This window comes from Flavobacterium hibernum (assembly GCF_000832125.1).
Classification (GTDB): Bacteria; Bacteroidota; Bacteroidia; order Flavobacteriales; family Flavobacteriaceae; genus Flavobacterium; species Flavobacterium hibernum.
This window is the reverse complement of sequence record NZ_JPRK01000011.1, coordinates 389,369-401,615: the sequence shown is the minus strand read 5'-3', so window position 1 is coordinate 401,615 and position 12,247 is coordinate 389,369. Positions and strand designations below refer to the sequence as shown.

General features: G+C 32.3%; 14 protein-coding genes. 3 read left to right on the top strand and 11 right to left on the bottom strand.

Annotation, left to right across the window (positions count from 1 at the left end):
- Positions 1-344 precede the first annotated feature (344 nt).
- Together IW18_RS14630 and IW18_RS14625 are read right to left on the bottom strand one after the other, a co-directional pair.
- Positions 345-1,502, bottom strand: a complete 1,158-nt coding sequence (locus IW18_RS14630) for an iron-containing alcohol dehydrogenase (RefSeq protein ID WP_041518615.1) — start codon at positions 1,500-1,502, stop codon at positions 345-347.
- Positions 1,503-1,658: 156 nt separating this feature from the next.
- Positions 1,659-2,423 (bottom strand): type 1 glutamine amidotransferase domain-containing protein, encoded by a 765-nt coding sequence (locus tag IW18_RS14625; protein WP_174232051.1) that lies wholly within the window; start codon positions 2,421-2,423, stop codon positions 1,659-1,661.
- Positions 2,424-2,508: 85 nt separating this feature from the next.
- Between IW18_RS14625 and IW18_RS14620 the strand changes: the two genes are divergently transcribed.
- Complete coding sequence (locus tag IW18_RS14620; RefSeq protein ID WP_041518614.1) at positions 2,509-3,414, top strand: LysR family transcriptional regulator; 906 nt, start codon at positions 2,509-2,511, stop codon at positions 3,412-3,414.
- 103 nt (positions 3,415-3,517) lie between these two features.
- Complete coding sequence (locus IW18_RS14615; RefSeq protein WP_160113211.1) at positions 3,518-3,838, top strand: PKD domain-containing protein; 321 nt, start codon at positions 3,518-3,520, stop codon at positions 3,836-3,838.
- Positions 3,839-3,892: 54 nt separating this feature from the next.
- Here the strand turns inward: IW18_RS14615 and nadD are convergent, their stop codons facing one another.
- The 6 genes from nadD to IW18_RS14585 all read right to left on the bottom strand — a co-directional run bounded on the left by nadD (position 3,893) and on the right by IW18_RS14585 (position 7,674).
- Positions 3,893-4,474, bottom strand: coding sequence for a nicotinate (nicotinamide) nucleotide adenylyltransferase (gene nadD, locus IW18_RS14610; RefSeq protein ID WP_041518612.1), 582 nt, complete (start codon positions 4,472-4,474; stop codon positions 3,893-3,895).
- Positions 4,475-4,542: 68 nt separating this feature from the next.
- The gene (locus IW18_RS14605) at positions 4,543-4,965 is read right to left on the bottom strand and encodes a DoxX family protein (RefSeq protein WP_041518611.1); all 423 of its coding nucleotides are present in this window, start codon (positions 4,963-4,965) and stop codon (positions 4,543-4,545) included.
- Between the two features lie 74 nt (positions 4,966-5,039).
- Complete coding sequence (gene gmk / locus IW18_RS14600) at positions 5,040-5,615, bottom strand: guanylate kinase (RefSeq protein ID WP_041518610.1); 576 nt, start codon at positions 5,613-5,615, stop codon at positions 5,040-5,042.
- A 25-nt stretch (positions 5,616-5,640) separates the two neighbouring features.
- The gene (locus IW18_RS14595; RefSeq protein WP_041518609.1) at positions 5,641-6,237 is read right to left on the bottom strand and encodes a hypothetical protein; all 597 of its coding nucleotides are present in this window, start codon (positions 6,235-6,237) and stop codon (positions 5,641-5,643) included.
- A 16-nt stretch (positions 6,238-6,253) separates the two neighbouring features.
- Positions 6,254-7,114, bottom strand: coding sequence for a YicC/YloC family endoribonuclease (locus IW18_RS14590; RefSeq protein ID WP_041518608.1), 861 nt, complete (start codon positions 7,112-7,114; stop codon positions 6,254-6,256).
- Between the two features lie 206 nt (positions 7,115-7,320).
- A complete protein-coding gene (locus tag IW18_RS14585) occupies positions 7,321-7,674 on the bottom strand; it encodes an arsenate reductase family protein (RefSeq protein ID WP_041518607.1) in 354 nt (117 codons plus the stop codon).
- Positions 7,675-7,752: 78 nt separating this feature from the next.
- On the opposite strand from IW18_RS14585, the gene IW18_RS14580 reads away from it, so the two are divergent.
- Positions 7,753-8,208, top strand: a complete 456-nt coding sequence (locus tag IW18_RS14580) for a DinB family protein (protein WP_041518667.1) — start codon at positions 7,753-7,755, stop codon at positions 8,206-8,208.
- 41 nt (positions 8,209-8,249) lie between these two features.
- On the opposite strand, the gene IW18_RS14575 is transcribed toward IW18_RS14580, so the two are convergent.
- From IW18_RS14575 to IW18_RS14565, 3 genes are all read right to left on the bottom strand, one after another.
- Positions 8,250-8,741: a septal ring lytic transglycosylase RlpA family protein gene (locus tag IW18_RS14575; protein ID WP_041518606.1), complete on the bottom strand. Its 492-nt coding sequence runs from the start codon at positions 8,739-8,741 to the stop codon at positions 8,250-8,252.
- Between the two features lie 89 nt (positions 8,742-8,830).
- Positions 8,831-9,253 (bottom strand): hypothetical protein, encoded by a 423-nt coding sequence (locus tag IW18_RS14570; protein WP_041518605.1) that lies wholly within the window; start codon positions 9,251-9,253, stop codon positions 8,831-8,833.
- Between the two features lie 105 nt (positions 9,254-9,358).
- The gene (locus tag IW18_RS14565) at positions 9,359-12,175 is read right to left on the bottom strand and encodes a TonB-dependent receptor (RefSeq protein ID WP_041518604.1); all 2,817 of its coding nucleotides are present in this window, start codon (positions 12,173-12,175) and stop codon (positions 9,359-9,361) included.
- Positions 12,176-12,247: the final 72 nt, after the last annotated feature.

The following is a 12,247-nucleotide window of genomic DNA, read 5'->3' as shown; positions in this document are numbered from 1 at the left end:
AAAACTGTTTTAAGAAATTTAGGTTTCAGCTTTAAAAGTAATGGTTTTCAGGAGGTTTAAAAATAAAATAAAAATATTTTACAATTTGTACAATAAAAATACAATCCTTACGTTGTAACTACTTATAAATTAGAATTTAATGAGTTTAGCAAGAATTGAGTTAGTTAGTTTTGTTTTAGTATTGTAAAAAGGCGTTCCTATAATAGATAAGAACGCCTTTTTTTTGAAATTTCAAATTCTACTCGTCTCGTATTAAAATTTAAATCCCAAATAAAAAAAAAACAAATCCCAATAACACAAAGATCATTGGAATTTGGAATTTAAAAAATTTGGAATTTTTATATTTAGTAGCTTAACTCCACAATCGATTTTACTTTGTCTAGTGTAATTAATTGTTTTTCGCCTAAACCTTTCCAGCCTCTTTCATCAAAACGTTTTACTATAAAGTCGGCAGTTTTACTATAATCATCTGTGTATTGCGATAATTTAGTGTCCATTCCCATAGTGTGAAAAAACTCCACGGTTTTGTTTATTGCTTCTTTTGCAACTTCATCATCAGAACCTGTTAGATTAAAAATTCGTCTTCCGTATTGTGCTAGTTTTTCCTTTTTAGTATCAAACATAACATTGTATAAACTTGGACCAATAATAGCTAAAGTTCTAGCATGATCGATACCGTACAAAGCAGTTAATTCATGACCAATCATATGTGTTGCCCAATCTGATGGAACACCTTTTTGAATCAATCCGTTTAACGCCATCGTACAACTCCACATAAAGTTAGAAGCCAAAGCATAATCTGTTGGATTTTCTACCACTTTTGGTCCTACTTCAATTAAAGTTTGTAAAATACCTTCGGCGATTCTGTCTTGCAAATATCCTTCGTGTGGATATGTTAAGTATTGTTCCATTACGTGCGTGTATGCATCTACAACGCCATTTTGTAATTGTCTTTTTGGTAAAGATGCAATAACCGTTGGGTCACAAATTGAGAATTTAGGAAACATTGCGCTTCCGCCAAAGGCCAATTTTTCTTGAGTTGCCTGAATTGTAACAACAGCTCCAGAATTCATTTCACTTCCTGTAGCAGGCAAAGTTAAAACAGTTCCAAAAGGCATCGCGTTTTCTTTAATCAGCAAACGTTTTTGTAAAATATCAATTGGGTTTCCATCAAAATTTACTGCTGCCGAAATAAATTTAACACCATCAATCACAGATCCGCCGCCAACAGCTAATATAAAATCAATTTTTTCGGCTTTAATAACTTCAACCGCTTTCATTAAAGTTTCAAAATGCGGATTTGGCTCAATTCCGCCAAATTCAACAATATCAAAACCTTTTAAATTGTTGATGACTTGTTCGTGAATTCCGTTTTTAAAAATACTTCCACCACCGTAAGCCAATAGAATTTTGGCATCTTTTGGAACTAAAGTCGAAAGTTTTTCAATTTGTCCTTTTCCGAAAATTAAATTCGTCGGATTGTATAATTCAAAGTTTAGCATTTTTTTTTAAGTTTGTGAGATACTAAGCTGCTAAGATTCTTAGTTTTTGATCCTAGCAACTTGATATCTTTTTATTAATATTTATTGTGATACTAAGTTTTTAAGTTTTCTTTAAAGATATTTCAATCTTAGTAACTTAGAAACTTACTTAGAACCTTATTTACTCAATTTTTTCAATAATTTACCAGCCACTAATTTAGATGAAGCTGGATTTTGTCCTGTAATTAAAAGTCCATCTTCGACTGCATAAGGTTGCCAGTTTGGACCTTTTGAGAATTTACCTCCATTTTTTGTCAAAGCATCTTCTAGTAAAAAAGGAACAACTTTAGTTAAACCAACTGCTTCTTCCTCTTCATTCGTAAAGCCGGTTACTTTTTTACCTTTTACCAAGTATTCGCCATTTACTTTTACGTTTTTCAAAACAGCAGGAGCATGACAAACAAAAGCAACTGGTTTGTTATGCGTGTAGAAAGATTCGATTAGAGCAATTGAATTTTTGTCTTCAACTAAATCCCAAAGTGGCCCGTGTCCTCCAGGATAAAACACAGCGTCGTAATCTTTTTGATTAATAGTCGAAAGTTTGTGTGTGTGTTTTAGTTTTTCTTGTAATGTTTTATCTGCATCAAAACGTTTTGTGTCTTCTGTTGCTGAGGCTGGATCTGCACTTTTTGGGTCAATTGGTGGCTGCCCCCCAAGAGGAGTTGCAATAGTAATTTCGACTCCCTGATCTAATAATTCATAATATGGTGCAGCAAATTCTTCTGACCAAAATCCTGTTTTTTCTCCTGTATTGCCCAGTTTATCGTTACTGGTAACAACAAATAATACTTTTTTCATACCTTTTTTAGTTGATTTTTGAGCTGAAGCTGATGTGCTAAAAGCTGTGAATGCTATAATTGTAAGTAATGCTAATCTTTTCATAAGTTTAAATTTTGATCAAATTTACGGTTAATGTGATATCAGTAAAAATAAAATAAACTATGTTTGTTATAAATAAATTTATATCATGGTAAATCTTGAATGGTACAGAACATTTAAAGCGGTTTATAAAAATGGTAATTTTTCGATCGCTGCCAAAGAATTGTTTATGAGTCAGCCTGCCGTTAGCCAGCAAATTTCTATGCTGGAAGCGCATGTGGGAAATAAATTATTTAATCGAAAATCAAAAGGTGTCGAAGCAACAGAATACGCTAAGTTACTCAATAATTTAATTATTGATGCGCTTGATAGACTTGAGAATGTTGAGAATAGTTTTAGAGCTAAAGCTGAGAATGCCAATAGATTAATTTCCGTTGGGATTTCGAGGCATCTTTTTGACTGCATTGGAAATCTTTTAATTGGAAAGTTCGATTTAATCGATTTTACTTTTGCCGAAAATGATGAACTTTTTGAGTTGGTTGATGCTAAAAAACTTGATTTTGCAATTACGACCAAAAGGTTTGATACTTTTGATACGACTTATGAAATCGTTGGGAAGATTAAATTGATAATGGTTGCTCCAACAAGTTTGGATATAACAGATTTTCGTCAAGTGTTAAAATCGGATAATTTTACCGAAATTGAAAAATGGCTCAACGCGCAAAAATGGTATAGCCATGATGCTCGAATTCCGCATATAAAAGTGTTTTGGCTACATGCTTTTAATAAAAAAAGACCCTCCTTGGTTCCTAATTACATAATTCCGTCAGAATCTGAAATGTTAGAAATGTTGTCCAGAAATTCTGGTGTGGCTATAACTTGGAATTGTAACGCAAGAAAATATATTAAAGAAAATAAATTGCAGTTATTATGGAATAGCTACAACGTACCTGAGGAATTTGTGTATTTACTGGCGGCTAAAAACAATAATGTTAATTCATTTTTTGAGGTTATTTCAAAAGAATTAAAGTTGTTTTTTGGTAACAGATTATGATTGAAATCATTGTTTTTTGTTTTTTTTAGTAATAATTTTGAGTTTCAAAACAGATAAATCTAATAAAATGAAAAAATTTGCAATAATTTTAATATTAGCTTCTATGGCCTTTATAGGTAATTCTTGTAGTAAAGCACTAGAATCCATAGTCGATTGTACAGGGGAATCAGTATTAGTTAAACTTGAGCATACACCAGATGCAGCTAATTCTAAGAAGATTAATTTTTCATTAACTTATGCAGGAAGTGGAACTGTGCAAGCAGTAACTTGGAATTTTGGTGATGGGACAGCTCCTGTGGCTGGTAAAGAGGTTTCTCATACCTATAGTACTGCAGGTAGTTATGTAGTTAAGGCCGAAGTGAGTATTAAAAAAGGAGATGATACGTGCGGTATGACGCCACAAAGAACTATTACGGTACAGTAAATTGCTGAAATTGTAATAAAAAAGCCTGATTGTAATTTAAACAATCAGGCTTTTTTATTTTTTGTAAAAATTATTATGATCTATATAATCCCAAACTTTTGGAGGTAAAAGGGGTTGGATGTTTTTTCCTTCCTTAATGCTGTTTCGGATAAAAGTAGAAGAGATTTCTACAATTGGAGCATCAATAACATGAACTTTTGGATGCGATTTTAATTCGATGTTTTCTTCTTCTTCAGAAATTCTTGGATAAACATAAATATCGTAGTGATCTAAAATTACTTCGTAATTTTTCCATTTATGAAGCGTTTTTAGATTGTCTTCACCCATAATTAATGAAAATTCATGAGTGGGATACTTTTCGTGCAAATGAACCAAAGTATTTACGGTGTAATTTGGCTGTGGCAATTTGAATTCAATGTCTGAAGGTTTGATTTTTGGATAATCTTCAGTAGCTAAAAAAACCATCTGTAAACGCTGATGATCATCTAATAAAGTAGCTTTCTTTTTTAACGGATTATGAGGTGTAACAACCATCCAAATCTGATCTAAATCAGCAAACTCAGCCATGTGATTGGCAATGATTAAATGACCAACATGTATGGGATTGTACGTTCCGAAATAAAGGCCTATCTTCATAAAAGAGGTTTTTTCATAATTTAAATAGTATTTTTTACATTCAAATTAATCTTTGGTATTAAAAAAGCTTAGTAACGATTCTTTTTTGAAATCAAATAATCAATAGAGAATTTACCACTTCCGGTAACCAAAAGAAGTATGTAAAATAACAAATATAGAATTCCCATTTCTTTAACGTCGATTGGATCAGCGCCATGAATAATAAATACGGCAACTAGCATCGTAATTATTAGTGGTAAAGTGGCTAATCTTGTGGCTAAACCAATAAAAAGAAGGAAAGAACATACTACTTCTGCAAAAACAGCAAGAGTTAAAGACGCAGTTTTTCCTACTCCAATCGGATCGGGAAAATCAATTTCGCCTCCGGCAAAAAGCATATTCAGTTTAGACAATCCATGAGAAATCATTAATCCTGCAATTGATATTCTAATTACAAGAATAACAATACTCAGGTAGTTCTCGTTTCTTTTTGTTTCAAATAAATTAATCATAATACAAATATTAATAGCGGTTTACATCAATGCTAACGGTTCTTAATGTAAAATAGTATTGGTTTATGAAGTTTCTAGTCTTTGTTCACAAAAGCTTTTACCAATTGATACGCTTCTTTTTTAGCGGTATCTAAATCGTAGTTTTTTATTATAGTATCAAATTGAGGAGCAGTTGCTAACTCAACCGAAGCTTTTGCAATTCGCATGTTTATTTTATCATCACTTTCGGTAGAGCGTTGCTTTAGTCGACGCTTAAGTTCGTCAACGCTTGGTGGTTTTACAAAAACAGCCAAAGTTTGTTCCGGAAATTTATGTTTGATACGTAATCCGCCGGCAACATCAATGTCAAAAATTACGTTTTTTCCTAAAGCCCAGATTCTTTCAATTTCAGATTTTAAGGTACCGTAAAAATTATCGCGATAAACTTCTTCCCATTCCAGGAAATCTTCGGCTTTAATGTGTTTTTTGAATTCTTCTAACGAAATAAAATAATAATCTTTTCCGTTAACTTCTTCTCCGCGTGGCTCGCGTGAGGCCGCCGAGATCGAAAATTCTAAATTTAAATCTTCTTTCCCAAGTAAATGTCTTACTATAGTTGTTTTTCCTGATCCTGAGGGTGCAGAGAAAACAATTAATTTTCCTTTGTTCATTCTTTATTTATATGTGATCAATCTTCTAGAGATTAAACTCTTTTTTTAAGATTGATAATAATTCATTATATGAGACTAATTCATCAACTTTTGGAAAATGTTTTAAATATGATTCAGCGTTATTAAAAGAAAAGTTATTCTTAATTTTTCCGTTTCTGATATAAACCTGATATCCATTTCCGTCAATAATACTTGTCTTTCTTCTGGCAATTATTTGTTCTCCCTTTTCTAAATCTATATATGGAGTATTTAATTTGTATTCTATACTTTCCATACTTGGAAGAAACTCAATATTGGTCAAAAGTAAATTCAACCATATTAAGTTTGCATCTTTTGCTATTAATTTTCCTAGATTCTCTTTAGGAAATTGTATTTGATCAATCTTGGTTACGCTGTTAAAACTTTTCGAATACCAAAATATTTGTACAATCCAATTGTCTTTTCCTTCGTCATACATTCGCAATATTTTGATCGTTTCTGATGTAGAATAATCTTTATAGATACGAATTTCTTTTTCAAATTCTAATGCGTTTGGTATTCTTAGAATTTTATTTATTTCAGATACTTGTTGTCCATAACAGTTAAATATGCTTAAAAATAAGAAGATGAAAAAACATTTCATAATTGAATATTACAATTTACAAAACGTTTAAAACCTGCTCTTTTATTTTTTCCAATTCATCTTTCATCATCACAACCAATTTCTGCATTTGAGCATGATTCGACTTAGACCCCATTGTGTTAATCTCACGACCCATTTCCTGAGTGATAAAGCCTAGTTTACGACCATTTGCTTCTGTTCCTTTTATTGTTTCTAAAAAGTAGTCTAAATGGTTTGTTAAGCGAACTTTTTCTTCAGTAATATCAAGTTTCTCTAAATAATAAATCAATTCTTGTTCAAAACGATTTTCATCAACATTTACTTTTAATTCTGAGATTGCAGTTTGCAAACGATCTTTTATTGCTTGAACGCGTTCCGGATCAAGTGCCAAAGCATCATTCATGTATTGACGAATGTTTCCAATTCTTAGGTTGAATTCTTTTTCAAGAGATTCTCCTTCGTCTTTTCTAAAAGTCAGGATGTTTTGTAAAGCTTCTTCGATTATAACCTGAATTTGCTCCCAATCGTTTTCATCGATTTCTTCGCGTTCCGTTTTTAGCGTATCAGGCATACGAACGGCCATTTTCATCAACTCAGTTTCATCAGCATCAGGATAAACCTCTTTTAGCTGAGCGATATAATTTTTTACAACAGGAACATTTACTTTGGTCGAAGTTTGTTCAGAGGTACTTTCGATGTAAATTCCGAAATCAATTTTTCCTCTTTCCAGTTTTGTAGAGATTTGAGTTCTTAAACCTAATTCCATTTCACGGTAAAGCGATGGCATTCTTACGTTTAAATCTAAACCTTTACTATTTAAAGATTTTACTTCAACTGTAATTTTTTTTGTAGGCAATTGCAAAGAAGCTTTGCCGAACCCTGTCATAGATTGTATCATATAATTGAGTATAAAGGCGCAAAGATAAATAAAACTTTGCAGTCTTGGGTTGTAAATTACTAATCTGTTTTATGCTGAACGACTTAAAGGTTTTTTACCACAAATTAAAATGATTTTATAGATTTTACCAATCAGTGATAATCTTTTTAATTTGCGGTGTTACTTTTAAGCTCAATAAATAATTCGTGTAATTCGTTGCTAACTTTTTATTTTGCTAAAGCCTTCTGAACCTGTAATGTTACAGGTTGCGTATTGCCAATATAAATCTTTTCATCAATAATAAAAACCGGACGACTTAAAAAAGTGTAATGTTCTAAAATGTATTTTTTGTAATCATCCTCAGTCAAAGACTTGTTTTTTAAATCCATCGATTTGTACAGTTGTGCTTTTTTGCTGAATAGAGCTTCGTAGCTACCGGCAAGTTTGTACATTTCTTCTAGTTCGGCTTCCGTGATAGGGTTTTGCTTAATGTCATGAAAAACCAAATTGTTGTCTTTTGGTAAGCTTTTAATTATTTTTCGACACGTGTCGCAAGAAGCCAAGTAATATATTTTATTCATAATTTTTAATTTAAGAGACCACAAAGAAAATTCATTTAAAACTGAAAAATGCCTAATTTTAGAAAAAAAAATAAAATTATGAATTCAGTTTTTGAAGTACAAAAGACCATTAGAGAAATTCTATTGAAGGTTTTAGATAATCATTCTTTAGAGCAATTGAATAAAATTCCTTCGGGATTTAGTAATAATTTGATTTGGAATGTTGGGCATTGTATATCGTCGCAACAAGTTTTAGTTTATAAATTATCAGGTTTGTCCACAATAGTTTCCGAAGAGTTTATTGCAAAATACAGAAAAGGAACAAAGCCAGAAGGTGATGTTTCGCAAATCGAAGTTGATGAAATTAGAGAGTTACTTTTAACTTCTTTATATCAAACAGAACAAGATTTTGAGAATAAACATTTTGTTAATTACAATGAATATACGACTAGTCTAGGTTTTACACTTCGTAATATTAACGATGCTTTAGATTTTAATAATTATCATGAAGGAATTCATACCGGAATTATCATGAGTATTAGAAAGTTCGTTTAAAAAAGAAAATCCCGTCAGACAATCTGTCAGACGGGATTTTTTTATTCTACTATAGTTTCAATTGTTACTTTCATTGCTCCACTTCCTTTGCTTTTGGCAATTTCCATAAAAGCTCTTTTAGATAAATCTAATTCTCTTGTTCTTACAAACGGACCACGATCTGTAACTTTTACAATCACAAATTTTCCGTTAGCTTCATTTGTTACTTTTATTCTTGTTCCAAATGGAAGTTTTTTATGTGCGGCAGTATATGCGCTGTTACTGAATCTGCTTCCGTTGGCTGTCTTTTTTCCGTTAAAACGATCAGCATAGTAAGAGGCATGTGCATTTTTCTTGTATGGTTTTAATTTTAAACCTTTGTCAGTAAAAACAGAGTCAGTTGGAATTGCAATTAAGTTTGGTCTGTTGCTTTTAACAGTGTCTTGCGCTGCTCTAGGCTCAATTGCCGGTTTTGTTTGACTTATGACATAAGTAAAACAGCTTAAAAAAGTAATAGTAAGTGTTGTGAGTATAATATTCTTTTTATTTCTCATTTTTTATTTTTTTTCAGACTTGGGGGAGTTTGTACAAATAATATGCCGAGATAAAAAAAGCCCTATCTTTTAGGGCTTTTTATTGGTTTTTAGAACCAAAGTTTCCACGGAATTCTACTTAATATAAGTAATAGTCCTAATCCGTAAAAAATAGCAAATGTTTTAAATTTTGCTTCGCTATTTATTAATTTTTTATGTTTAGACCATCCAATAGTAATTAGTATGATAGCTATAATATTAATAAGTGGGTGTTCCAATGAAGTTAGTCTTAGTTCTGCGTTAGACATTTGTCCAAAAGCTGCTTTTCCTAAAGGAGAAACGAAGTAAAGAATTAAATCAATCAATAATTGAGTGTGAGTTCCGATTAATGCAAATAGTGCAATTTTGCGATCTTTAGCTGTGAATTCTTTTTTAGAGTTAAAGCCAATAATAGCATTTATAACAGCAATAAATAAAAGCAATAGCGCTAAATACGCCCAGCCAGAATGGAATTTTTGTAAAAAATGGTACATAAATTAATTTTTTTGTTAAAACAAATATAGCAAAAAAGGGCATAAAAAAACGGCATTAGACTAAAAGTCAATGCCGTTTTTAGGTATTTATTTAGATTCTAAATATTAGAAATCGTAACGTAGTGTAAAGTTCCATGTTCTTCCAAATCCGAAGAATACTTGGTTGTTTGTTGCTACACCTTTATAAACTTGTCCAGATGATTGGTAAGTTGGTCCAGAAGTACCAGAAATAAAGTCATCAGCAAAAGTATTAGTTCTAGATTCAGCAATATAGATTTTGTCTAAAACGTTGTTTACGTTTAATCTGAAATTTACAGATTTGTCTTTATTTTTACCAGTTAACATTTTGTATGAGAAACCAGCATCCATTATACCATAAGAAGGTAATTCTAATGAACCTTTGTTTACTGGATTAGTAAAGTTATTTGGGCTAATTCCAGCGTACAATTTATCATTGAAGTTGTAGTTAGCATCAATTGTAACTCTTGTAAGTACTTCGTAAGCAGCTCCTACTGAAGCAGTCACTTGCGCAGCATCACCTACTTTTACTTTGTCCATGTAGATAGTTGCAGCAGTGTATCCAGGAACTGGAGTATTGTCTGCTTGCCAGTATGCATTTACAGTTGCATTTCCTTTGTATTCCCAAATTCCGTAAGAGAACATACCGTTAACTTTGAATCTGTTAGTAATTCTTGCAGTTCCTTCAAATTCAACTCCAGTGTGAACCTCGTTAAGACCTACATATTCAGTATAAGTTGTGTTTGCAGGAATAGTTGCTGATGTTGGAAGAGCATTACCTTTTAGGTATCTATCATTCCAAGTAGTATTGTAAAGGTTTACAGTAGCATCAAAGAATCTTGAACGGAATGCATAACCAGCTTCAAATCCAGTAATTTTCTCATTAGTAAGGTTAGGATTTACTGTAGATTTGTTGTTTGGATATACTGAGTTAAAGAATGGTTGTCTTGAGTAGTAACCAGCGTTAACATATACGTTGTTTTTTTCGTCAATGTTGTAGTTAGCACCACCTTTTACGTTTCCACCTAAGATGTTTTTGTAAGGAGTAGAAGCTAATGGATCTGTTGGTAAGTAAAGGAAGTCATCTTCTCTTTTGTAACCTTGTTGAGAAATTGCTCCTTGAACAAAAGCAGTTAAATTATCTTTAGAGTATTCTAATTGAGTAAATGCTCCATACCATTTAACTTTACCAGTACTGTTGAAAGATATTTTTTCGTAATCTTTCTTTTGGAATACATTCCATTGTACATCTGTAGCGTAAGTTGTAGTAAGGTGTCTTCCTGCTGGTTTTAAGCTTTCAACAGAGTTGTCAAAAAATTCATCTGCACCCAATAAATCATTTAATACTGTATAGTGGTATCCAGTGTAAGTTCTTGCATCGATACCAAAATCTAAAGTTAATGTAGAAGATAATTTTTTGTTTAAGTTAACAACAGCTCCAAACCAGTCATGAGAGTTGATTGAAGATGTTTGTGAAATACCTGTGACCCCTGTACTTGCGCCAGTTGCTGCATTCGAACCTGAAGAAAAAGTGTTTTGATAAACTCCACCTACTTTAGCTCTTGTTTGTAATCCTGTAAAACCATTAATATATACTGGTTTTCCTGAGTTGTAAGCTTGAATTAAATCATAGTCAACTAATCCGTCAGCAGTTCTGAAAGCTGTTAAATCACTATAAACTTTTCCTCTAATTCCACCAGCCGCACTTGCACCTGCACCACGTCCCATAGAAGCGTAAACTACAGTAGAAAGTTTTGTTGTTTCATTGATTTTATAATCCCAGTTGAAAGAAGCTACAGGTTTGTGGTAGTAGTTTTTTCTGATGTTATAAGCTTCACCATTCAAATATCCAGCGTCAGCATTATATCTGATGTTTGGTGTGTCGATAGAACCATATTTTTGGTAAGTAGCAATTGTAGATACAGTTGATCTTTGGTTGTGCCATTGTGGAGCACCAGTTACTGTAAATTGAAAGTCATGAGTTCCACTTTTGTTACCGTATCCTAAAGCAACATAATAGTTTGTTCCTTCAAATTGAGTTCCGTTGATGTAACCATCTCCCATTGTTTGAGATAATAAAACAGAAGCAGAAAGACCATTCGCTAATTTACCAGTACTATAAGATCCTTGAATTTTGAAGTTTCTTCCGTTACCAAAACCAGAAGAGAAAGATCCACCTTCTTTTCTGTCAGCAGCTCTAGTAAGGATGTTTATAGTTCCTCCAACAGAAGGAGATACTAATTTTGAAGCTCCTAAACCTCTTTGAACTTGAACCGCAGATGCAACATCTGATAATCCAGCCCAGTTACTCCAGTAAACAGAACCATTTTCCATGTCGTTAACCGGCATACCGTTGATCATAACAGCAATATTATTTTGGTTGAATCCACGAATGTTGATTCTAGAATCTCCAAAACCACCACCAGATTTAGTTACATAAACAGAAGGAGTGTTTCTTAAGATCTCTGGGAATTCCTGAGTTCCTAATTTTTCCTGAATTTCAGCGGCTTTAATTGTTGAAACTGCAACAGGAGTTTTTCTGTCTTTTGCAATGTCAATAACCGTACTTTTTACAACTATTTCGGTTAACTCATTTGAGTTAGATACCAAAACGATTTCTCCTAAGTTAGCAGTTGAGCCATTTGAAACTGAAAATTTTACAGTTTGATTTTGGTAACCTAAAAAAGAAATAACGATTTCTCCTGTACTTGTTGTTGCATTTAGAGTGAATTTACCGTCAAAATCTGTAGAAGTAGCAGTTGTAGATCCTTTGATAACTACGTTTGCTCCTGGTAAAGAACCATTACCGTCGGTAATCATACCAGTAATTTTTCCTTGAGAGAATGCGGTTGAAACTATCATGAACAATAGTCCAGTGAGTAACCAATTTTTCATTGTCTTCATTTGTTATTTAGTTTATTGTTTTTGGCAAAATTATAACAATTAAATCAGATAGTGTTATCAAAATGTTAAGAA

Coding starts and splice junctions, on each gene's coding strand:
- IW18_RS14630 (WP_041518615.1), bottom strand. CDS start 1,502: ATGCTAAACTTTGAATTATACAATCCGACGAATTTAATTTTCGGAAAA.
- IW18_RS14625 (WP_174232051.1), bottom strand. CDS start 2,423: ATGAAAAGATTAGCATTACTTACAATTATAGCATTCACAGCTTTTAGC.
- IW18_RS14620 (WP_041518614.1), top strand. CDS start 2,509: ATGGTAAATCTTGAATGGTACAGAACATTTAAAGCGGTTTATAAAAAT.
- IW18_RS14615 (WP_160113211.1), top strand. CDS start 3,518: ATGGCCTTTATAGGTAATTCTTGTAGTAAAGCACTAGAATCCATAGTC.
- nadD (WP_041518612.1), bottom strand. CDS start 4,474: ATGAAGATAGGCCTTTATTTCGGAACGTACAATCCCATACATGTTGGT.
- IW18_RS14605 (WP_041518611.1), bottom strand. CDS start 4,965: ATGATTAATTTATTTGAAACAAAAAGAAACGAGAACTACCTGAGTATT.
- gmk (WP_041518610.1), bottom strand. CDS start 5,615: ATGAACAAAGGAAAATTAATTGTTTTCTCTGCACCCTCAGGATCAGGA.
- IW18_RS14595 (WP_041518609.1), bottom strand. CDS start 6,237: ATGAAATGTTTTTTCATCTTCTTATTTTTAAGCATATTTAACTGTTAT.
- IW18_RS14590 (WP_041518608.1), bottom strand. CDS start 7,114: ATGATACAATCTATGACAGGGTTCGGCAAAGCTTCTTTGCAATTGCCT.
- IW18_RS14585 (WP_041518607.1), bottom strand. CDS start 7,674: ATGAATAAAATATATTACTTGGCTTCTTGCGACACGTGTCGAAAAATA.
- IW18_RS14580 (WP_041518667.1), top strand. CDS start 7,753: ATGAATTCAGTTTTTGAAGTACAAAAGACCATTAGAGAAATTCTATTG.
- IW18_RS14575 (WP_041518606.1), bottom strand. CDS start 8,741: ATGAGAAATAAAAAGAATATTATACTCACAACACTTACTATTACTTTT.
- IW18_RS14570 (WP_041518605.1), bottom strand. CDS start 9,253: ATGTACCATTTTTTACAAAAATTCCATTCTGGCTGGGCGTATTTAGCG.
- IW18_RS14565 (WP_041518604.1), bottom strand. CDS start 12,175: ATGAAGACAATGAAAAATTGGTTACTCACTGGACTATTGTTCATGATA.